Origin of the sequence: Pseudoalteromonas sp. JC28, assembly GCF_013319255.1 — a bacterium.
Classification (GTDB): Bacteria; Pseudomonadota; Gammaproteobacteria; order Enterobacterales; family Alteromonadaceae; genus Pseudoalteromonas.
On the sequence record NZ_QOKX01000009.1, the window covers coordinates 170,302 to 192,390 of the forward strand.

The following is a 22,089-nucleotide window of genomic DNA, read 5'->3' on the forward strand; positions in this document are numbered from 1 at the left end:
AAATTGGCAATATTTCCTATCTATGATAATCTTTACTGTATATAAAAACAGTTGTCTGAATTTGTGTTGAGAAAAGAATTACCCGCCAAATATTACTTAAGCCACTTTAGTGAGCTTAGCGATTATTTACTTAAAGTATGTCAACCGCTATTAAGTAGTGCTCAGCGTGAGCTGCTGGCTGAGCTACACCGTTTGCCTGAAGATGAATTGTGTTTGTTAGTGCGGTTTATTTCCCGCAAAACTCCTTTTCTGGATATCAATTCACTGCGCTACGAAGAGATCGATAATATTTGTGAAGTCGCGCTTTCATTAAAAGCAAAGGGATTACTTCGTCAGGTACAACAAGACGACTTTCAAGCGCTGCTGCATTGCTTAACTAAACCATGTTTAATTGAACTTGCCGAGCGAGAGAATTTAACTGCACTGCCAAGTAAATCGGCAAAAAAATCGCTATGGGTAGCGCATATCAATCAATCTGTCTGCGTTGAACATCTAAATGCACAAGAATACCTATCCCAGTATCTCACGCTCTCATTTCAAGCCGATATCGACTACTTTCTATTTTTGTACTTTGGCAAGGTAGGCTTTAGCTTAGCGCAATTTTCGATGCGAGATCTTGGTGTAATGAATACCAGGAGCGCTGACGCCGCTTACCATGCACATTTTGAGCAAAAAGCAGAAGCCGTGAGCGCGTTTTATTATGCAAATGCACTCAGTGAGCTCAAAAATGCCCCTGAAGATGAATTAGTGTGGCGTGCTAAACAGGCCGCAGCGCAACAATTGCCTAAGGTTGATGGGCAATATGCAGTGACTGTACATGCAAAGTACCTTTTAACGCTTGCCAGAAAGTTAGGTCCTGAATTTTCCCATTTTAAAACCTTACTAGGTATGACTGAGCACCCTCAAGCTTGTGAGATGTTGATACGACATAATTATAAGCAAGGTGAAGTTGAGCTGGTGCGAGAGCAATTAGAGCGCATTTTGCAGGGGGAAAGCGATGAAACATTGATGATCTTCGCGGAAGACTTTTATCAGCGTAAATTTAACCAAAAACGCACTTCTGTACTTACGGATATGCTAAGAAAAAGTCAACCTGCAATTCAAATTGATGAGGCTTTTAAGGGACAAACAGAGGCTGGCGTCATTGCTTATTATAAACGTCATGACATTGAGGCCTATCATGTTGAAAATGAAATTTGGCTGGCCTTATTTGGATTGACCTTTTGGCAAGAACTGTTTTATCACCCAAAAAGTATCGTTGCTAATGGGTTTTCTAGAACTCCGCTGGCGTTAAAAGAAAATCGCTTTTACAACGAATTTGAGGAGGAGATTGAATGTCGCTTAGCGAGTTTTACAGATACTTCTGCATGGGTGAACTGGCTTCTACGCCAGATGAGCGAACATTACGGAGAAGCCAATCGGTTGTTTAATTGGCATGATAAGATGCTCGACTCAATAAAAATATTATTGTCTTACTTGGCAATTGAGGATGTCAAATCTGTTTTAAGGCTAATGTGTAGTGATTTTCATCTGATGAAATCTGGTTTTCCCGATCTGATGATAGTCGACGAAAAAGCGGGCTTAAGGTTTGAAGAAATCAAGGCTCCAGGTGATAGTCTTAGCCGAAGTCAGCTAGTTAACATTTCTAAACTCTTGCAATGTAATATTCCCACGCGACTGCAAACCGTTGAATGGCATATTTGCAAAGAGCAACCTTATGTCGTTGTCGATATTGAAACCACCGGTGGCAACAAAGAGTTTGATCGCATTACCGAGGTAGCCATGGTAAAAGTCGTTAACGGCGAGGTCGTTGCTAAATGGCAATCACTTGTTAATCCGATGCGTCGTATCCCACAAAAAATCACTGAACTGACAGGGATCACTCAGGCAATGGTGAGTGATGCTCCAAGTTTTTTTGAAATTTTGGAGCAAGTTGAGCTGTTTAGCCAAGGTGCTATTTTTGTCGCGCATAATGTGAACTTTGATTATGGCTTTATTCGGCAGGAGTTTGCTCGAGTCGGCCGAGAGTTTACTCGTGCGAAGTTATGTACTGTGCAGTTAGGCCGAAAGTTTGTGCCGGGCCTGCGCTCATATGCGCTAGGGGCATTTTGCCAAGCGATGAATGTACCTTTGGTTAATCATCACCGGGCGATGGATGATGCTTATGCTACAGCTGAAATTTTCATTGAAATCAACACTATAAGACAGGGAAAGTAGCATGTCAGCGGTTCGTTTAATGCATCAGCAGATGGGCCTATTTTGGGGCGCAGGCGTGTGGTTAGGGGCGCTTTGCGTATCTAAGCTACCTTGGCAAGCGGTTATTTCTGCAGCGGTGTTGTTGGTTATTAATTTATTTATATTTGCACTTTTTTGGTGGGATAAGCGCGCTTCAACGCTTGCTCAATCACGCATTCCTGAGCGTAATTTACTACTGTGTGGGTTACTTGGGCTCAATATTATCACACCAGTGGCAATGTATATGCTCAGGCATAAAACCATCAAACCTAGTTTTAATTTTAAGTTGTTGATGGTGCTCATAATGCAGACTATTGTATTCGGTATGCTGTTTATTTGGTTATTTATATAGGCCCTAATAAGCTAATAGAATTTTTTATTGATAAATTTTCTTTATTGACTAATTATCAGTAGGATAATTGGTATCAATGAGAGAACAATAATGAATAAACTAGAGACGTTATTAAGTCAGTATGCCATGTATCATCGCAGCAAAAGAAACATTCTGACTCACTTTTTTGGGATCCCGTTAATTGTCATTGCTGTTGTGGGTATGACTTTTATTCCGCTATTCAGTGTATCGGGAGTAGCCATTACCCTTGCCGCACTGATAGGGGTCGTTTTATGTGGCTATTACCTGATGCTATCCCCCATTTTTGGGCTCATGATGAGCGCCATCATACTGGCTTTTTATTTTCTTGTTCAAACGTTGAATCCGCTCATCGTTAATGCAGGAATAATGACGGTATTGTTTTGGGCTGGTGTTTTCTTTGTAGGTTGGGTGTTACAGTTTATAGGGCATTATTTTGAGGGAAAAAAGCCTGCGTTTGTCGATGATTTGATTGGTTTAGCAATTGGACCACTGTTTGTACTTGTAGAGCTTTTATTCGTATTGGGGCTATGTAAAGAGCTCGAAAGCAAAATAGTGAATAATGCTGGAGAGTATAAGGCATAGGTAAATAGTTGGGCAGAAATGCTATTTCTGCCCAACTAACAATATCGCTTAAGTTGTCATGCGAGTTTCTAATTTAGAGCCTTTTATTATCGTGATATCTTGGCAATTCAATCTTACTCGACCACAGCGAGTTTCTAATAAAAAGGTTGCTTCTGGGTAATCTTCGCCACCAGAATCGACAAATTGCTTGCGTGCGCGGTGAACCATAATGTTCATATGGTTTGTTTGTACACCGAGTGCTTTTGCTAAGTCATCGCGGTAAACCCAACCTTGAACATCCGATTCAAGGCCAGCATCTTTATCTTGGATCCGAGTTCTGGCAAGCAGCAACAGTAAGTAGTGATGACTTCTGACGCCTAAATCTAGGTGTTTATCGTCAACACTTAGTGTTAATTGGGTATCTTCTTCGTCTTGACTTACATTGAACTCTAGCGCCATTGGCTTGGCAGCTTTTTGGCATTCAAGGTGCTTAGTTACAGCGATTGTCGTGGCAGAAAAAAACATCCATTGGTCGTTCATCAGCGATACAATGCTGCCATCTATTAAGGCTTGTCGATCTGAAGTATTGAGATCTTCTAAAAACCAATAGTTGAGCAATTTATCATAGTAAATGATGTGTTTAGGATCATCTTCACTAGGTAGTAGAAGTTGATTCGTTACTTCTACTACTTTTTGGTTGTTTGACTGAGAAACTAGATATTGACACTCGGTTTGCAAGTTCGCCGCCACAAACGAGTTTTGACCAGGTGCTGCAAAATCAATCTTATCATTTTCGAATAGCTGATACGGCAGGTTCTTGTCGAGCTTTTTATCGTTTATCCAGATGCCGTTTGTACTCACATCTCTGATAAACCATTTGTTTTCATTGAGTTCGATAATGGCGTGATGTCGCGATACTCCCGGCTTGTCTATCAAGGTATCTACACTATATTTATAGCGGCCTACCGTATGATAGCTTTTAAGATAGACTCGTTCGAGTTTCTGTTCGTCGATTAAATAAGCCATAGTTAGTTCCGTATAACTTTGATGAAAATTACATGCTTATACAAAATAGATATCACAATTCAGCAAGGCGTAAATTTCATCTATATCAATGTATAAGTGCCGTGAAGCATACAATTTTATTTCCTTCTACTCAATGATAAAGACCCACGAGGTGGGTCTCGTTGAGGGAAGAATTCAGCAGTACTTATCGTACCGGCTTGGTCTAATTTGGAATTACAGTTTTTCTAGTTTGACGCGGAATTCCAATGCCTAAACCAATTGTTTGATATTAGGGTGATAAATCCTAGCAAACATCTTCAGTCTAATTCGTTTGCTTAAATTTAGCTATTACACGGCATTACACTGAGATTACAGGAGTTTTAGACTTCATTGACTTGAATATATTCACTGAATAAACCATATTTTAATTAGAGAGGGGTGAGGTTAGCTCTCATGTGCTCGAGTTTTCGTAATTTCTCTTACTTTTCCAGTTACCTAAAATAATTTTTTACTGCCTTTGCACTGGTTGTTCTTTTTATTTTTAGTTGTGGATTGTTCACAGCAACATAAAAACCAGACTTTCGAAGAGCTTTATAGAAGCAGGAGTATAAAATGGGCCAATACAAAGCGTTAAAAACCGTTAAGTTGGAAGGGGTATTTCAGCTTTGTGATCACTTCGATTCAGAACCTTTAAATATGGACAGTAGTGCGATTAAGGTGGTGACTGACTTTACTCGCAGGCAGCCTCAGGTGATAGCAAAAGACGTCGATATTGATCATGCTTTATACATGATGAAAAATGGCCATGTGCGCTCAAAGCTCGTTGTCGACGAAGATGATAATTTCTTGGGAGTGGTAAACTGTCGCGACCTTACGGGTAGAAAGGTCTTAAGTGTTGCACAGCGAAAGCAGGTGTCGAGAGAAGATGTGTGCGTTGAAGATGTGATGGTGAGTAAAGAAGAGCTCTACGCTGTTCCCTATGAAATGGTTGCTAAAAGTACAATAGGAGATGTGCTTGAAACCTTACAAAGTTTAGGATTGCAGCACGTTTTATTGGTTGGTTCGGAAGGGCTCAGAGGTATGATCTCAGCTAGTGACATCGCAAGAGCATTGCATATTCCAGTGAGTATTTTGCAAAAACCGACTTCATTCAAAGAAATCTTTGGGGTTGTTAGCGGTAAGGAAGACTTAGCGAATTAGGTTTTATTATAACAGGTCGTGCTGTTTTCACCGGAAAAGTTTAGCGCTTAACAATATGACAACTTGGTAGATCCTGTTCATTCTCCTAGCTCCTAGGTGTGGTTTTTAACAAACCACACCTTCTGAAACGTTATAGGCTTTCGTTTTGTAGGTATTTAATGGCCCCTCTAATTGCTGCCACTTGACCCGCGATACAGTTTTCTGGTGTTGCGTTTTGACCATCAGGGTAAACTTCTGTTGTTGTTACAAAAGCGGCATTTGTCATACCCATACATAAACCTAGCGCAGTACCGTCATAATTAATCACACCGTGCTGTTCTAAATCAACACCGATTAACTGCCCATGGTCATCTGCATCAGCAATCTGTGTTACCGCAGCCACTTCTTCGATAATACGTTTTTGAAATTTAGCTTCCGGTTTTTGTGTATGTCCGACTAAATAGAAACCGTCAGGAATGTTCCAATTGTGATTCTCTTTACCATCTCTTGCTGCCAATGCTGGGCGGAATTCTGAGTTGTCGGAATCTGTGGTTTCGTGTAAATCAACATGACACAGAATATCCGCGGCTTTCTTATTGACAAAGTCTATTGCTGATCGAGACTCAAGCGCTGGACTATCCGCATAAAAAGAGCGATTAGGGTCAATGGCTTCTGGGTTCCAGCGGTTTATCGTTTCATAGCCCCAAGGACTCAAGCAAGGCAAGATAATGAAATTATAAGCCTGTTCATATTGTTGTGCTTCTGATTTGGCAAAAGCAAGAGCGCCATGTACACCGCTTGTTTCATAGCCATGCACGCCACCGGTAACCAGTATGGTCGGTTTGTTTTGCTGCCAGTTTTTTGTTGTTAATGCATATAGAGAATAAGTTTGGTTGGGGTAGTCAAGCTGACCATACTCGGTGACGTCAAAAGTGTGCTTGAGCGCTTCTATTTGAGTTACGACTTCTTCAGAATATGAGCGTTTTATCGATTGGTTTTCTAACCACAATGTTTTTTCTTTGGAAGTCCAAGGTACGCCGAGCGTACCTATAGCATATTGTCTTTGCATAATAACCTCGTTATAAGTTTAGGTTATCTTACTCAATGCCTCGTTTTGAAAGCAACTTTATGAGACTTACTACACGCGAATAAGGATAGGATTAAATGTACCCGAGTAGTTTAAGGCTATGTTGTTGCGCAAGATTGGGTTTGAAAGACCAGATCCTTAGTTCTCCGGTTGTAAGATAAAGTTTGGTGTAACTAAACCATAGTAATCGTTCTACGGAAATTTTTTCCACTTCTTCTGCTGGAATATAGTGCTTTTGACCTAACAAGCTGTGATAAACCACACCTTGATTGCAGATGATAACTCGGCTTTGACCACTGAATATTGCCCATAGCCCTGTAGCAATATAAAACATGATTGCCGCAGATAGCGTTAATTGGACAAACGAAATCATGCTAATTCTTTCAGACACTATTAAAGTATCTAAGATAAGCAAGCTAAGCGCGATAATAGAAAGGGAAATGAAAAATGATAAGTTCATTCCTAATTTTAACTCTTTCATTGTTGTTCCTATTTTTCTTTGATTGATTTTGAGAGTGTGCAAATTATTTCAACAAAATGAATCAATTGTGGAGGTCTAGAACTTTTCTTACTAATTCAAACTTTAAGATTGATGCTTTTTGGGGAGGCTGGTTCTTTATTCGTATGTGTTGGTGCTTGTGACCAGCATACGTAACCCATTTTAGCGATACAGACCGTAATGTTGATGGAGTTTGGATGCTTCTTATATTGTGAAAAATAAAATGTAATAAGTTGGACTCGATAGTCCTTTTGACCTTTAACAAGCTTTGGAATGAGGTGTAAATGAACTTGCACTTTTTTAATATGACAAATGGAAAAAGTTAGCATATGTTTAAACATTAGCGTTTTTTGTTCCGTCTTGAAATATCTGTGATCTTAATTTGCAGAAAAGGGTTAAGGAAGAATTATGAAATTTGAACAGCTATTAAACCACTTTGATACTGGTGTTTGCGTCGATCAGATGCAAAAAGAAGCTCTAATTGATATCGCACTATTGTTTATTGGTGTTGACGGTGTCATCAGCGAAAGTGAAAAGCATGTTGTGCGAAAGTGGGCAAAAAGCCTACATTGGAACTCTGCAATCGCATTAGACGATTATATTGAAGACAGCCTGTCAAAGTCTGTTGTTGCGATAAAAAATAATGATATTGAAGCTTATGTGCAACACCGCATGAATAACATTATTGATGAACCGATGCGTAAACTTGCGAAAGATCTAGCCGTGCGTGTTATTGAAGCTGATGGCAATGTGAAACAGGCAGAAAAGGAGGCACTCGCCATTCTTGAGGCGGAACTATAACATTGTTTTATTTGCGAACTAAGTGGACCTAATTTGTCTAGTAAAATGCTTAGGTCCACTGATATTTAAGAGTAGTTACTGATTAGGCTTTAATGTACGCATACATTAAGTCCTGTTTCACTTTGATTTCTCATGTTTGAGAAAATTGCTGTATTAGGCGCGTTTGCTGCTCGATTTGAGTCAGCAATTCTTGACTTAAAATAAAAGATTTCTCGCCGTGCTCCGTGCCTTTCTCTGCGAGCGTAGTCACGCTGTCAACGTTTATGCTTATCTGTTTTACCACACAACTTTGTTGTTCAATGGCGGCGGCAACACTGCGATTTAAGTCGGCTAGATGCATCACATGGTTTTGAATGGTATCAAGGCTTGAACCGTTATTTTTTGCAAGATCAACACTTTGATTTGATAAGCTATTACTTTTTTGCACTGACTCAACAGCGGAGCTGGAAATATCATTTAGCTCTTTAAGTAATTGCGTGATTTCTTCTGTGGAAGTTTGTGTGCGTTGTGCAAGTGTGCGAACTTCATCTGCTACAACTGAGAATCCTCGCCCATGTTCGCCCGCTCGGGCGGCTTCAATTGCGGCATTTAACGCAAGCAAGTTGGTTTGATCGGCAATAGAGTTGATAACACTAAGGATATTTTGAATTCGATCATTACCGGAGACTAAGCGGTTCACGGCATTGTTCACTTCCATTAAATGCTCATCAAGGTAGTGAATCGAGTCGATGACATCCTTTACTGCGGCTTTACCACGCCCAGCCTGTTGTTCTGAGTTATTAGCCGCATCAGCAGCGTGGTTTACGTTTTCTGAGAGCTCGTCAATCGTTTGTGAAAATTCGTCCATGCAAACGACCATTTCTTTTGCCTCGCTTGTTTGCTGCTTTAGTAGTTCAGCAACAAATTGGCCGCTTTGTGTAGTAAGTTTTGCATTTTCACTTACTCGAACGGACACGTCGTTTACTCTGCCCACCACCGCAGAAATTTTTGCCTTCTGCATTTCAAATGCTAGTGTAATATCAGCAACCCGATCGCGAGATTGACCGTATACCACAGACATTAAATCATTATCAAAAATCGTTTTGGCTTGTGTGAGCAAAGCTTTATATTTAGAGCGAAAACGTGCGGTTAACGCAATTGTGATGAATAGTAGAGTCAAAGGTAGCAGCGTAAACCAATGGTTGTTTAATAGCGATGCTAGAGGCAAAGTTATCGCGATGAAAAGCAATAACATAAATGAGAGGCGAGTGCTGTCATAGCGACTCGTTTTTTGTTGGCTATCAAGAGTGCGATAAGCATTTTCTGCGCGTTTAATTACCTCGGGAGAAGGACAAGTTCTTACAGATTGGTATTCAACTATGTTGCCTCGCTCGTCTTTAATGGGAGTGACAAAAGCGTTTACCCAATAGTAATCCCCATTTTTTGTTGAGTTTTTAACAGGTCCCATCCAAGATTGGCCATTTTGAATGGTAGACCACATATTTCTAAAAGCCGCTTTTGGCATATCCTGATTACGAACTAAGTTGTGGGGCTGACCAAGCATTTCTTCAATGCTAAAGCCTGATATGTCACAAAAAGATTGATTTGCGTATGTAATTCGACTGTCCAGATCCGTTGTTGAAAGCAATACACTGTGCTTGCCTAACTTTATTTCCCTACCCATTATTTTTGACATTTGTTTTTTATCTCGGTAGCTAAAGACAAGGCGAAATATAAATCTAAGACTTTATAGTCAGAAGGTTTTTTTACCCGAATTGCGCTTTAATAACGTGTTTTCTGACCAAGATCAGGTTTATCTTTGGTTACCTCATTCGAGGTTAATTTGATTGTGATGCATCAATAAATTCAACCAGCTTTCATGTTATTGAGTGTAATTAAAGGTGGTATGGAATTCGCTTTAGTTACAATCATTAAGCTGAAATTGCGCTAATGTCGGCAGATTTTTCTTAGCTGATTTACTCGGTCGGTAATTTCTACTTATGTTTGTAATAAAATAGGGGGAGCCACCAGTGAAAAATGCGACACTTTACCGAATGCATACCTCATCGCACATTTGCCCTTTTGGTCTCAGAGCTAAGGATTTGCTTTCACGAGAGGGTTTTTATGTAGACGACAGAGTGCTCAAGTCAAGGGAACAGACGGATGAATTTAAAGCCACTCATAACGTTGACACTACACCACAAATATTTATTAACGATGAACGTATTGGTGGCTATGAGGCGCTGCGTCGATATCTAGGTAAGCCGTCACATAAGGAAAAGAAAAGCGTATACTGGCCAGTACTTTCGATATTTTTAGTCGCGCTGCTGGTCACATTCGCGATACAATTTCCTGTCAATAATCTTGTGGAATGGGTAATGCCCTTTATTGGGTTTTCCATGCTGTTACTCGCGGTACAAAAGATACGCGATGTTCATAGCTTTACAAACTCCTTTATCACTTACGATTTGTTAGCGATGCGTCACCTAAAATACGCGTATGCTTACCCCTACTTAGAGTTATATGCCGGCGTTTGCATGCTAACAACTTTGCCAGCCATTTATTATGCACCAGTGGCAATATTCATAGGGTTTATAGGCGCAATCTCAGTGTTTAAGGCCGTATATATTGATAAAAGAGTGCTCAAATGTGCATGTGTTGGTGGTGACACTGATGTGCCTTTAGGTTTTATATCATTAACCGAAAATGTGGTTATGTTTGGTGCAGGGTGGCTTATGTTGCTCAGCTATTTTAAGCTAACCTAAAGTTCGAATAAGACCTGCTAGGCACTAAAGGGCTACCAACTGGTAGCCGTCACAACTAGCAACCTAGTGGTGCGCTAAGACCGCCGACTCGACCCTCAATGTCGGTGGCTTTATAGCTTGGCAGGCTAGGTAGGATATTCAGGCCTGCTCTTTGTTCTACTTCGTCAATGGTTACTTCTGTTTTGCAGTAATCAAGGTATCTTCCAGAAGTTTGCTCCATGATAAAAGCAGAAGCCTTCACATTTGAGCCAGCTATTGTGACGACGACCTTAAAATAGCCTGACGGAATAGTGTGAGATTCATCAGCACCAGGCAAGGTAGCAAAGTAATATTCATACAAGGGACCCGTGAACACATAGGCATTTTCGCCCGTTCGCACTAAACTTCTCACTGCATTCTCTAATTTAACCCATGGACCCTGATTAAGGTTTGATGATTGTGGGGTAATGTTCGAGAGATAGTTAGTATCGCTCCAATTGGATGTATTGGAAAACGACGCCAAAGGCACTTGATGACCTCTATCTGTATGGATAGTTGCCCACGCATCGCTGTAGTCACTTGGCTCTAGCGTGTATCTACTTGCAATTTTTGGGTCTGATTTCCAAGTTCTAGAACGGCTTGGTCCGTCAATTGTGCTTGGTGTGACTTTGTATGCTACCCAGTCCGCAAACTTTGTTGCGCGATTATTGCTAAGCACATATATAGGTCGCTCAACGATATCATTACTTGATGGTGTGCCAGTTGGGCAACCGTAGTTGCTACATATGTTGGTGTTTGCATTTGCAGTCGCACTGACTGCAAGCATGAGTATTGCGAATTTCATTTTAATCTCCGTGCTTAATTGAAAGTCACGCAATACTAGGTTGGTTATTTGTCAGTATTATTACCTTAATGTAAATATATTGTGTTTTGTGATTACTGCTGTTAGTTGAAAACTACTGTGAAAGAACCGATTTATAAGGCGTTATAGCTATAAATTATGTTAAGAATCCCTCATTTTCATTTTACTAATTAACTGGAAAATAGAGGCTAGGAGCAGAGCCGACATAATGGAATAGGCACAAATAATCCAAGCCTGAGTAATGCATGCCTTTTGGTCTTGTCACGTAGAGTACTGGAAGTAGAAACTACACTGTTTGAAGTTTAAAGTGAGAGGTTGTGTCGGGAGAAAGCATTTAATAGCCGACATCAGCGATATGTTTTGGTGTTCTTATTTCGGCAAATCAATCTATTCAAGCTGAATTAGTCATCAGAGTCATTCGTTTTTGAGGGCTTTGCCTCTGACGAGGAATTTTTCTTACATTGTTTTAAGGCGTTGACATTGAAAGGAGTCGCTAGCGATGCTCATTGAGGTGAGTTTCTAGTACGTCAAAGAAAACAAAGTTCATAAGTCTGAACAGGAATAGCGAACGAAAATCGGAAAAGTTATATTACGAAGATACTAATACAGCGTATTTTACGAACGGAAATGAATGAAGTTAACTATATTGAATAGAGTGTAGAAAAGCTGGTCGGCATAGCAGGATTTGAACCTGCGACCCCTGACACCCCATAAAAATTAGCTGTGTTCAAACGTGTACAATCATGAACAAACGTGACCCATCGTGAAGTATCTAAATAAAACCTAACTTATTGCTGTTGCTAATAATTGCACTGTAAATTATACATAGTGAAGCAACGTGAAGAATCGTGAGTTAAAACCTGTTGGTGCGATAACTGTGCGATAAATTTATTAGCTATGTGTTAGGTGTGCGATAAATGGCGTCAATTAAAGCAAAATTAACAGAGTCCGTGATCAAAAATATTCCACTAGAGATCACCCGAATAACAGATACTGAGCTATCAGGCTTTTATCTCAATGTTGGCAAGCCTAACAAAGATGGGAAGCGTTCTTTAGTTTACTACCTTTATTATCGACTAGGCGGCCGAGGTTCAAAAGAAAGGCGTTTAGCATTAGGCCGTGCGCCTGCGTTGAGCGTTGTTAAAGCTCGTGAGCTAGCAAAGCAATACATTGGTGATGTATCACGTGGCATAGATGTATTCCTTGAACAAAAAGAAAAAACCAAAGCGCAAAAACAAGAAGCTGAAGCGCCAACGGTACAAGAATTAGCTACAGAGTTCCTAGAGCGCTATATCAAGGTGAATCGCAAAGACCCTCTAGAAGTTGAGCGTATGTTTGAAAAAGACGTGCTGCCAGCGATAGGGGGCGTTAAATTAAAAGACATTACCCGCCGAGACATTTTAAGCGAAGTATTAGACCCAATCACCGACAGGGGAGCAGGCACTCAAGCCAATAAAACCCTTTCAATTCTTAAGCAAATGTTCGACTTTGCTGTTGAGCGTGACTTAATGCAGGGCAACCCTATCAGTACCGCTAAGAAAAAGAACGTGGGCGGTATTGAAAAGCCACGTACACGCGCCCTTGAGTTTGAAGAGCTGATACAAGTATTCGAGCGCTTGCCCAAACTTGGCGTAAGCACTCAAGTGATCTACGCTTTGAAGTTTATAGCTCTAACTGGTTGCAGGCCGATAGAGGTGACTGGCGCGCAGTGGCAAGAATTCGACTTTGATAAAATGATTTGGACCATTCCCGCCGTGCGAGTAAAGCAAAACAAAGGCGGGGAGCGAATCCATAAAGTGCCCATCACCCAAAATATGATCATTATGCTTGATGAACTGCGCGCTTCATTCAGCTATTTAGGCTCAAAGTACGTGTTCCCAAGTACCACCTGTACCACGAGCGCTGTAGGTGAACAGCCCATTGATAGGCACTCACTTTCAAGGGCGGTAAACCGAAAACAAAAAGAGCTAGGTGTACCAAAGTTTGTCCCACATGACCTGCGTAGAACCATGGCGACACGGTTAGGTGATGATGATATTGGCGCTGATCCGATAGTGGTTGAGAAGATACTTAACCACCAATTGCAGGGAATGCAGAAGGTTTATAACTTGCAGGAGTATATGGAGAAGAGAGTACAAGTACTAGCGGCTTGGGAGCGAAAGTTTATAAGATCTGTTAAATAGTATTGATATCAATCTGAATAAGTTCTTACTGGTCAAACAAACATATAAAAGTAATTTCGAGAAATAGCCATAAGTAGTTGCAAAACTAGCTGTAAAATATGCTATATTCGTTATAACTAAAAAAATAACCCAACATTTCGCGTTAACTAAATCAACAGGCGAGGACACAGATTAATGGTAGAAGAATGTAAGTTTGACCGTTTGGGCGAATCTGAACAAAAAATAGTGAAGTTTATTGTTGCTAATATTGAAAAGGACGTGCTAGAAAATTTGGACAACGCAATACATACTGAATATGCAAGAGATGTAGGCTACTTGATGGAAAATCGCCCTCATGTTGCTCATAGACTTAAACCGCAACTGCATAGGTACGCGATTGACCAGATTTTTATTGATCACTTTGGCTTTGAAGTTTTGGAAAATACCAAACCCAAAGGTGAATTTTTTACTATGTATACCAATGGGAGTATTTCGCTAAGCCACTGTGAAATACACCAAGGTGAGAAAAAGCGCCCAGTAAAACATCGAAAAATGATGGCAAGTAAGAATGAGGCAATAGAGCCGCACCAATATTCACTTGGAATGTTCAATGATGAGCAAAAAGAAGAATTTGATAAGACTATTCATATAGCTTTGTATACCGTGCACAAAAGTAAGGAACTCAGCGAAGCTACAGAACCTGAAGGCGTGTATGTTGCGGTTCCCTATTCAGACTGGTCAGGCTTTCATTTATTTGAAAGTTTACAATTAATTCTCGGTATGTACGAAAATGAAGATCTTGAAGCGATGGAGGATATGGCCTTTGTAGAGCTGAGAGATGTAATGACTGACCGAGAGAAAGATATATTTAAAAGGTAAAAAATGAGAGCGGGTATAGGTGGTTTTCAAGGCGCGCGGTTGACTCAAGCAAGAGAGGTTTTAGGTATTTCTAAAAGCGACCTTGCGACTATGGTTAGCGTATCACCTGCATCTGTTACCAACTGGGAAAGTGGGAAACTAAAACCTGAAATTGAGAAGGTTGAGGCACTAAGTCGGTGTCTTAACCAGTCAATTGAGTGGTTTATCAAGGAGTTGAGTGATGGTGCAGATAGTACGTATTTTTATAGGAGCATGGCTTCGTCGTCTCGCAGAGGAAGGATGACAACAAAGGTTAGGCTTAATTGGCTATCTGAGTTAACTGAAACGCTTTCAAAATATGTGAGCTGGCCTGATATAAGGTTACCAGAAAATAGCACCCACTTTTTGCAGCTATCTGATGAGGAAATTGAATCATTTGCTTTGGCTACTCGTGAGGCGGCTGGTGTTAAATCTGGACCTGTGCCAAATATGGTATTGGCTATTGAAAACTGTGGTGCATTTGTTACTCGGGATGAAATTGGCTATCAAAAAATTGATGGAACTTCTTTTTGGTGCCCGAATACCAAACGGCCATTCGTTTTTTTAGCTGACGACAAAAGTAATGGGTGTAGAAGTAGGTTTAATGCAGCGCATGAATTAGGGCATTTGGTATTACACAAATTTGTGACTGATGGCGAACACAAGAAGCATCATGCAGAAATTGAACGGCAGGCACACTTATTTGCTGGCGCTTTTTTGATGCCTGAAAGAGCATTTTTAAGTGAAGTAAAATACGTGACAGTAGAGTCTTTGCTCGCATTAAAAATAAAGTGGAAGGTTTCAATTGCTGCAATGATCATGCGTTTACATCATCTAGAAGTAATTGATGATGATCAAAAGTTAAACCTTTATAAGAGATTATCGGCAAGAAAATGGCGAACCAAAGAGCCTTTTGATGACAAAATTGAGTTTGAGATACCTCGTGTTTTACCTAGAACGGTTAACCTGATCACTGAAAATTTAATGAGCAAACTTGAGTTGGCACATGAGTTGGTTTTATCTCCTCATATTGCTGAAAAGTTGATGAGTTTGCCAATGGGCTACTTTGACGATGCACATCATACGGATAATGTTGTGGAGTTGAAAAGCCGCTACCGCTCAGGGAATGTGAAAAGTGAAAAAGCGGATGTGGTAAAAATTTTTTAGGGTGTTCCCCGTAATGGCGGGGAACATGTTAAATATGTTTGAATCATCTGGATAAGAAGTGTTTATTCGATATTTCTTTCATAAATATCAATCAAGTACCTTGCGGTTAATAAAAAATCACTAGCGACACAAGAGTGTTTATCGTCAAAAATAACCCAAGATATTAAGTACGAGCGATACCCTTTTAGTTTATTTTGCAGCTGATCCCTAGCGTATTTCCTGTAAAAGTTTTTATTAGGGAAGTGATTCCTTTTAAACTTTTGGAAAGATAGGCCGAATAAATTTTCCATTATTGAAACGGCAGAATGCTTTTTAATAAGGCTAGCCGCTAGCTTCTTTAGGGTTTTGAGCTTTTTATTTGATAATCGAATACTGCCAATTGGATCTTGCTGGTAGTCTTTCAGGAATGATACATTGCTTTTTTTCTTGTTTTGTATTGTGTAGCCATTTAACGAAATAGTATTTTCACCAGCGATTCTTTTTTTTCTTTTCAACCTTAGCGCCAACATTGAGATGAAAATAGATATCTCTTTCTCAAACTGCTCACTATGAAGGAACCTACTACTTGTTGAAGAAAAAAGTAGGTCATCAGCATATCTGCTGTAAGTTATTTTCTTATCCTCACAAAATTTTTGTATTGTAATATCTACTTTCCGAAACAAAATATTTGAAATAACAGGAGATGAAGAAAAGCCAATAGGCAAAATTGTCTTGCCTCTCATATCTTTTGCAGGATGTGTTGAGCTAACAGAGTGCGTTAAACTCATTAGTGCGATGTCTAACGGAGAATATTTGAAACTTTTTTTATCATCTTCAAAATAATCACCAAGAAGTGCTTTGATATCAGAAAGCTGTATAGAGTGGAAAAAATCTTTTATGTCCAACCGTAAAAAATAATAGCCTTTAATGTGTGGTTTGAGAAAGTCGAGGTAAGATTTTCCTTTTACAAAGCCGTAGCAGGAGGAGTTAACGGGGATAGACGAAAGAATAAGCTGTTCTATCCTTCTGTTAATTAGAAAGTGGTCACTATCTTTGGGGATTTCGAAAAATATATCATTGCCAACGGTTCGCTCTACTGCACTGGGAGTAAACTTATTTAAAAGTTGTGTCTTGCCTTTAAGAACAGCTTGTTCAAAAAAATCGTTTTTGATAATTTTATTATTCATAGGTGCTTCAACCCGATACAAAAGAACATCATTACACCGCAGGTGTGACCCCTCTACACGCTAATATAGCCAACTTCGAGTGGTAATCATTGGGACTATGTCCGAAGACTGGAGGAACAGGCCCTCAGATAAAGACTTCACAATTTTATCTCCCCTCTACTATCGGGTTGAAGCCGCTTAATTATATCATCCAACTCTGGGAAATAAAGTTTAAATATACTTCCAAATTTCTTTTTATCTGTTACACATTCAGTTTCAATTTGTATAATTGAATAGTTTAAGAATTCAGTTATCCATCCGTTTGTTTTTGACAAGTGTCTATTTTTCACAGTAAAGTTTTCAAGTTCTTCCATTATGGACTTGGCTCTTCTGCTTGTTTTCTTCAACTTGGCGCTTAATTTTCTACCATTTGAAATAGCTTGTCTAAATGCTTCTGGATTGAATGAGCTGTAGTCTACTAAGGTGTCAGTTTTACCATCGAAAATGACACGTAGGTAATCGATTATCATCTTTTCATTTAAGTAGCGACTCTGTCTAACCCTATTTATAACAGGGCTCATATCGATATTGTACTTATAGTTTAGCCACTTATATAAAATTGGAGCGCTAGCTTCTTGAATTAAACAACCTTCGATGGTTGTTCGATTTAAGTAAATATTTTTAAGAAGCAAATGCCTCTTTATAGCATCGAAAATAACATCAAATTGACTGTCTTTTGAAAAAAGCTGTTTCGTTAATTCTACTTTTAGATCAGTGTTTGAATGTTTTATTATCAGGCCTATGTTTTTCTTTCTTTCTTTGTACTGACGGCTGAAACCAAACTTGTACTTTCTATACTCGAGCTCGAGAGCTTCTTTTTTTAAGCTAAAATAGTTCCCATTTTTTTCCAAATTTAAAGTATAGTTGTTCGGGTTTCCAGCTATTGTAATCGCTTTATCTGCATCAAATAAAAATAAATATGGAATAGAGGAATTTGAATAGGATGGGTTAATTCTTTCTCCAACTACATTACTACTACTCTTGTATATATCGATGCTTTTAAGATGGTGAAAGTGTCTCGATAGCCTCATATTACCGAATACTTCCATATCACTTTCGCCTTCTACAAATAAAATGAAACTGCTAAAAAAGAGCCTAGATTCGTTATCACTAAATATGTTGATGAAACTTTCATTGTCGTATGTTGAATTAAGTGGGTGAATTTTCGTTGACGACTGCTTCTGCTTTTGGAAACAGAATACGCGCTGTTTATCTCTAAAGCACTTTATTGCCTCTTTTACAATGCTCGGTGAGTGTGTGGTAATAAATAACTTTGGTCTGGTAAAATTGTTTTTGTTATTTATATTGTAATTATAACTCTCATAAATACCATGAATTAAAACCTCGATCATCTTGGGGTGTAGACCGATTTCAGGTTCATCAATGAATACAAAAGGTGTTATGTACTCTCTCCTTGAAATGGTAATTAAAACTCTTAAAAATGTTTTTATAAAATGGAAGGAGTTTGTTCCATCTGATTGAAGCTTTAAATCGTTGTCATCAATTTCAAATCTATAACCTCTTAACCCAGCTTTAATATAGCTCAAAACCTTTTCTTTCTGGGTGCTTGGCTTTGTTGAAAATACCTCGTTCAACTCCGTAATATATTTTTTGTAAGAATTTTCGCCTCCGGAACTTATGATGTTATCAAAAAAGTTTATTACATCATCATTTTTGATGTTTGATAGGTTAAACGACTTTATTCTTGCAATGAGATCCCACAACCCATCCCATTCATGTAAATTCATGTGGCGAGGCTCAATATAAAAAAATGGGAAAAGATATAATATTAGGTCTCTAGTTTTCTTGTCTTTGGTTGACCATTTTACAGAGCCATTGCTATATACAAATAATGTCAAAGTGAATAGTGTTTGGTCTTTGTCATAGGTTTGTAGTGCAAAAGGGCTTCTCTTATGCAAAGGAATTAATTTTCTATTAATAAAATCAAAATACTTGCTGGATGTGTTACGCCTAGAAATTCGAAACAACCTCGTAGTATCGAATGTTAACGATATACTTCCTTTAAATGAGTAGTTAGAGTTTAATTTAGGTGGGAGTTCCTCTAAGCCACCTAGTTTATTATAGAAAAACGCTAAGGCTTTGAGTAGATTAGATTTACCTACATTGTTTTTACCTACAATACAATTGACATCCTCTAGATCATCTATTTCTAGCTCATCAAAAGATAGCAAGTTTGTTATTTTTATATTCTTAATTGCCATTAAAAAGTAATTATTTAGCTATTTTTATTGAATGAGTCTAACTTTACCTAATACATCGCTTTAAGGCTACCCATTTTGGTAACCAATATTTAATATAAGTAAACCTCGGTAATCTCAGCCCTAAAATGACCCATCTCCTGTGAAACGGTCTCCAAGACCGTTTCGTACTTAAGTCCTAAACCTTTCAGCTCAACCATCCGCTCTTGAGCATAACTATGTCTAAGACCATGTGCGCCAGTTGAAAATAATAAAGCACGGTTTGATGCTTTTGAGAAAGAGTCCGACCACTTTTTACCGCCAGCGATATCATAGCGCTGAAGGTAGTTTATTTTTCTGTCTACCACTGTAATTGGTTGTGCTAAACGTTGCTGTTCAAGTTTATTAGCGAGTGTGGTTGGAATCAGCACATGGCGAATTAAGCCGCCTTTACCTTGCACGGTATATAGCTCGCCGCTTCGACCATACCATTTTGACGCTAGAGCAGGGCGTTTATCTGCACTTCGCTCACTAGCTTTGGCAAGTGTTAGCAGCTCATGGGCGCGCAGGCCTGCGGCATAGGCGATTTGTGTAGCGAGTTGATGCTTTGCTGTTTGCCGATGTGAAATAGCTCTGGCTTGATCTGTAGTGTAAGCCCGAGAATGCTTGATTTCTTCTAGACATGACTTAACTCGATAGAGTGTTTCTTTTGGTTGTAGCTTACCGTTTAGTTGCATCATAGCTTGTATTGCTTGACGCTCCATATCTAGGGCTTTTTGGCCGACAATTTCTGCTCGGTAGTCGAGATAAGTTCGGGCTTGTTCAATACTCATAGATTGAATGCCGTTTATGCCAATATCCTTTGACCAACTTGCAACCGTTTTTAGTGCCTGTTCGTAGTTTCTAGCTGTGCCTAAAGAGCGTATATGTTTTGCTTTGGTCAGCCCTTTGATAACGTTTTTGGCTTGTGTGCTGGCTTTGGCAAATTTAGGCATTTTTATCGAGCCACCGTTTAACGGTCGTCCACTGTACAACGATACCTCTCATGGCAAGCCAGCGTTGTAACTCAGCTTTAGTTGCACCCGCGTCATATAGCTTACAAAGTTGAGTGCGATGCTTATCAAGTTTGGATGATTTATGACGTTTACGGGCACGTAGTTTTGTTTGCGCTTTTAATAAAGCGACTTCAGTATTGGGGTTAAAAGCCATGCTTGTTCCTTGGTTGTAAGATTAACTGGCAACACAGTTGCTCAGCGGCACTAAAGCCTATTCGCCCCAGTTAAGCGCAACTGCGCAAGGCTCGGACTGATCTCGCCTTAAATAAAAACCTCAGATACGTGGAAGCGGCAGCAACTAAGCGCCGAATTTGAAAAGCGCCATAAATGTGGCGCGGCATGACATAAATATTAAAACAGTGAGGGTCCTCACTACGTGTTGTCGGCAGCTGAGCAGCGCCGTTTTTCTTCAATGCCCAAAGGGCTAAATCAAGTTTAGGTTAGCGTTAAATAAGGCAGCTTTCAATCTGCAAATAAAAATCTGCGCATAAGCTTAACAAAACCAAGCCCCCCGCTATGAAGCGAGCGATTTATCGCTTCGACATAGCGGGGGGCGTAGCCCCTTTTAAAAGAGGAGGAAATTGCTCATGATGCCTCGATTAAAAGGGCTTGGTTTTTAGCAAATTTGCAGGTGTACAAAAACTCAATTAGGCTTAAAACTGTGATTTTTTTTTGAGCTAGAAAATGGGACCAGTGATCGTCAGTAACTTACTTGTTTTGGGGTTGGTTGTATTTTTTGCGGTTTGGTTTTATCGCGTGAATAGGACAGAGTAATCACACAACAAAAGCAAATTGTGTATGTCTTTACTTGTCCTTCATGGTTGGAACACCATATTTCGACAGAATTGTAATAGCTTCGTGAGCTGTAAAACTTCCAGTTGGACTTGGTAATTTACCGTAGGCTGTGCCTGCTTTAAACACGCCTGTATATCTGACCAATTTACCTTCATATGCTTGACTAAAAGCGGCTATCACTTCATCAGATGACAGTATTAACTCCGTTAGGCTATAAATTAGCAGGGTACTCGGCTATTTGTATCGCAAGTTCATCCTCTTCACAAAACAAAAAGGCAGTTGGTACGTCTAAAACTTTAGCGAGTGCTTTGACTGTTTTAAAATCAGGTGCATGAACCCCTTTTTCATACTGGTTCATTCTCGCAGAGGCTGAGAACTCGTCCATTCCAGCCAAAATACCTAGCTGTTTTTGAGATAAACCTTTCCTCTTTCGTGCCTCTTTTAAGCGCTTTGGAAAGGGCGACTCGTCATTTGTTTTCATCGTAAATCAATTAATTCTTGAAAACTAAGAGTCTCTTAGCTTTAATGGTGTTCTGATACTCAGGAATCCTTAGTTTCAATGTGAGAGGTTAAACCATGTTTTTAAAAGCACTGAAAGCAACCGCGTTAATAGCGCTTGAAGTCATGATCGATGACGATAAAAAATCAGACCAAGACAAGTTTATTGATGAACACAATGATGGAATGGGTAACGTAGACTTCTATGGTGACGAATATACGGAGCAAGAAGCACGGGAAGCTGACGACAGGGGGGAGTTTTATTATTAAAAGTTATAAAGAGGGCTGAAATATGGATTGGTTCAGCCCTTTCAGGTTCCAGTTAGTTTTTACAGCCATTCTTTTTGCAAGTCACTTTATCATGTGTGTTAGTCCAATGTGATGGATTATCTCTGGTATCAAATCCACACCCAGTGGTTCCACCTTTCTGGCCTTTGTGAACTATGCTTTCATCATTTGGTGGTGTGTGCCTTACATTCATATAAATATCCTTTAAATTATTTGGCTACGAAAAACAATTAGCTTCTTAAGGTTAGTTCGTAAGCGTACGGCTAACTACACCTAGAGGCTAACATGCCAGGGCAGTAAACTGTCGATATCGCACTGTGGCTGGGCTAATTCATTTAAGCAATGCATCACATAATCGAATGGGGTGTGGCCGTTTGCTCTGGCTGTTTCGATCACGCTGTAGAGGATTGCGCTACTCTCAGCGCCACTTGTGGTGAAGCTAAACAGCCAGTTCTTTCGCCCTATGACGAACGGTTTGATAGCGCGCTCTGCCCGGTTG

General features: G+C 39.6%; 22 protein-coding genes. 10 read left to right on the top strand and 12 right to left on the bottom strand.

The window, feature by feature from the left end:
• Nucleotides 1–63: 63 nt before the first annotated feature.
• The 3 genes from DS891_RS19830 (at nt 64) to DS891_RS19840 (ending at nt 3,190) form a co-directional block, all read left to right on the top strand.
• Nucleotides 64–2,217: an exonuclease domain-containing protein gene (locus DS891_RS19830; RefSeq protein ID WP_174170722.1), complete on the top strand. Its 2,154-nt coding sequence runs from the start codon at nt 64–66 to the stop codon at nt 2,215–2,217.
• Between the two features lies 1 nt (nt 2,218).
• Nucleotides 2,219–2,587: a DUF1294 domain-containing protein gene (locus DS891_RS19835; RefSeq protein WP_010607536.1), complete on the top strand. Its 369-nt coding sequence runs from the start codon at nt 2,219–2,221 to the stop codon at nt 2,585–2,587.
• A gap of 90 nt (nt 2,588–2,677) precedes the next feature.
• Nucleotides 2,678–3,190: a DUF962 domain-containing protein gene (locus tag DS891_RS19840; RefSeq protein WP_174170723.1), complete on the top strand. Its 513-nt coding sequence runs from the start codon at nt 2,678–2,680 to the stop codon at nt 3,188–3,190.
• A gap of 48 nt (nt 3,191–3,238) precedes the next feature.
• Here DS891_RS19840 and DS891_RS19845 read toward each other — a convergent pair whose 3' ends face one another.
• Nucleotides 3,239–4,195 carry an FHA domain-containing protein gene (locus tag DS891_RS19845; protein ID WP_010374789.1) on the bottom strand — a complete coding sequence of 319 codons (957 nt, stop codon included), beginning with the start codon at nt 4,193–4,195 and terminating at the stop codon, nt 3,239–3,241.
• A 591-nt stretch (nt 4,196–4,786) separates the two neighbouring features.
• On the opposite strand from DS891_RS19845, the gene DS891_RS19850 reads away from it, so the two are divergent.
• Nucleotides 4,787–5,374 (top strand): CBS domain-containing protein, encoded by a 588-nt coding sequence (locus DS891_RS19850; RefSeq protein WP_010607539.1) that lies wholly within the window; start codon nt 4,787–4,789, stop codon nt 5,372–5,374.
• Nucleotides 5,375–5,504: 130 nt separating this feature from the next.
• On the opposite strand, the gene DS891_RS19855 is transcribed toward DS891_RS19850, so the two are convergent.
• Together DS891_RS19855 and DS891_RS19860 are read right to left on the bottom strand one after the other, a co-directional pair.
• Nucleotides 5,505–6,422: a M14 family metallocarboxypeptidase gene (locus DS891_RS19855; RefSeq protein WP_174170724.1), complete on the bottom strand. Its 918-nt coding sequence runs from the start codon at nt 6,420–6,422 to the stop codon at nt 5,505–5,507.
• A 91-nt stretch (nt 6,423–6,513) separates the two neighbouring features.
• Complete coding sequence (locus DS891_RS19860) at nt 6,514–6,921, bottom strand: hypothetical protein (RefSeq protein WP_174170725.1); 408 nt, start codon at nt 6,919–6,921, stop codon at nt 6,514–6,516.
• A gap of 426 nt (nt 6,922–7,347) precedes the next feature.
• On the opposite strand from DS891_RS19860, the gene DS891_RS19865 reads away from it, so the two are divergent.
• Nucleotides 7,348–7,740: a hypothetical protein gene (locus DS891_RS19865; RefSeq protein ID WP_010607543.1), complete on the top strand. Its 393-nt coding sequence runs from the start codon at nt 7,348–7,350 to the stop codon at nt 7,738–7,740.
• Between the two features lie 130 nt (nt 7,741–7,870).
• Here the strand turns inward: DS891_RS19865 and DS891_RS19870 are convergent, their stop codons facing one another.
• On the bottom strand, nt 7,871–9,403 hold the full coding sequence (locus DS891_RS19870; protein WP_174170726.1) for a PAS domain-containing methyl-accepting chemotaxis protein: 1,533 nt from the start codon (nt 9,401–9,403) through the stop codon (nt 7,871–7,873).
• Nucleotides 9,404–9,773: 370 nt separating this feature from the next.
• On the opposite strand from DS891_RS19870, the gene DS891_RS19875 reads away from it, so the two are divergent.
• Nucleotides 9,774–10,484: a MauE/DoxX family redox-associated membrane protein gene (locus DS891_RS19875; protein ID WP_174170738.1), complete on the top strand. Its 711-nt coding sequence runs from the start codon at nt 9,774–9,776 to the stop codon at nt 10,482–10,484.
• Nucleotides 10,485–10,539: 55 nt separating this feature from the next.
• Here the strand turns inward: DS891_RS19875 and DS891_RS19880 are convergent, their stop codons facing one another.
• Nucleotides 10,540–11,307, bottom strand: coding sequence for a DNA/RNA non-specific endonuclease (locus DS891_RS19880; protein ID WP_010607546.1), 768 nt, complete (start codon nt 11,305–11,307; stop codon nt 10,540–10,542).
• Nucleotides 11,308–12,242: 935 nt separating this feature from the next.
• On the opposite strand from DS891_RS19880, the gene DS891_RS19885 reads away from it, so the two are divergent.
• The 3 genes from DS891_RS19885 (at nt 12,243) to DS891_RS19895 (ending at nt 15,551) form a co-directional block, all read left to right on the top strand.
• Nucleotides 12,243–13,508 (top strand): site-specific integrase, encoded by a 1,266-nt coding sequence (locus DS891_RS19885; protein ID WP_174170727.1) that lies wholly within the window; start codon nt 12,243–12,245, stop codon nt 13,506–13,508.
• A gap of 174 nt (nt 13,509–13,682) precedes the next feature.
• Nucleotides 13,683–14,366 (top strand): hypothetical protein, encoded by a 684-nt coding sequence (locus DS891_RS19890; protein WP_174170728.1) that lies wholly within the window; start codon nt 13,683–13,685, stop codon nt 14,364–14,366.
• 3 nt (nt 14,367–14,369) lie between these two features.
• Nucleotides 14,370–15,551: an ImmA/IrrE family metallo-endopeptidase gene (locus DS891_RS19895; protein WP_174170729.1), complete on the top strand. Its 1,182-nt coding sequence runs from the start codon at nt 14,370–14,372 to the stop codon at nt 15,549–15,551.
• Nucleotides 15,552–15,613: 62 nt separating this feature from the next.
• Here the strand turns inward: DS891_RS19895 and DS891_RS19900 are convergent, their stop codons facing one another.
• The 5 genes from DS891_RS19900 to DS891_RS19920 all read right to left on the bottom strand — a co-directional run bounded on the left by DS891_RS19900 (nt 15,614) and on the right by DS891_RS19920 (nt 21,285).
• A complete protein-coding gene (locus tag DS891_RS19900; protein ID WP_174170730.1) occupies nt 15,614–16,717 on the bottom strand; it encodes a reverse transcriptase family protein in 1,104 nt (367 codons plus the stop codon).
• A 137-nt stretch (nt 16,718–16,854) separates the two neighbouring features.
• Nucleotides 16,855–18,978, bottom strand: a complete 2,124-nt coding sequence (locus tag DS891_RS19905) for a retron Eco8 family effector endonuclease (RefSeq protein ID WP_174170731.1) — start codon at nt 18,976–18,978, stop codon at nt 16,855–16,857.
• Between the two features lie 89 nt (nt 18,979–19,067).
• Nucleotides 19,068–19,949: a site-specific integrase gene (locus DS891_RS19910; RefSeq protein WP_174170732.1), complete on the bottom strand. Its 882-nt coding sequence runs from the start codon at nt 19,947–19,949 to the stop codon at nt 19,068–19,070.
• A complete protein-coding gene (locus DS891_RS19915) occupies nt 19,942–20,163 on the bottom strand; it encodes a hypothetical protein (protein WP_174170733.1) in 222 nt (73 codons plus the stop codon). Before DS891_RS19915 ends, DS891_RS19910 begins: the two co-directional genes overlap by 8 nt.
• Before the next feature lie 852 nt (nt 20,164–21,015).
• On the bottom strand, nt 21,016–21,285 hold the full coding sequence (locus DS891_RS19920; protein ID WP_174170734.1) for a helix-turn-helix domain-containing protein: 270 nt from the start codon (nt 21,283–21,285) through the stop codon (nt 21,016–21,018).
• A 95-nt stretch (nt 21,286–21,380) separates the two neighbouring features.
• Between DS891_RS19920 and DS891_RS19925 the strand changes: the two genes are divergently transcribed.
• Nucleotides 21,381–21,572: a hypothetical protein gene (locus DS891_RS19925; protein WP_174170735.1), complete on the top strand. Its 192-nt coding sequence runs from the start codon at nt 21,381–21,383 to the stop codon at nt 21,570–21,572.
• 52 nt (nt 21,573–21,624) lie between these two features.
• Here DS891_RS19925 and DS891_RS19930 read toward each other — a convergent pair whose 3' ends face one another.
• The gene (locus tag DS891_RS19930; RefSeq protein WP_174170736.1) at nt 21,625–21,783 is read right to left on the bottom strand and encodes a hypothetical protein; all 159 of its coding nucleotides are present in this window, start codon (nt 21,781–21,783) and stop codon (nt 21,625–21,627) included.
• An 80-nt stretch (nt 21,784–21,863) separates the two neighbouring features.
• Nucleotides 21,864–22,089, bottom strand: a 226-nt coding sequence (locus DS891_RS19935) for a transposase domain-containing protein (protein WP_174170737.1), incomplete at its 5' end; no start/stop codon positions are given.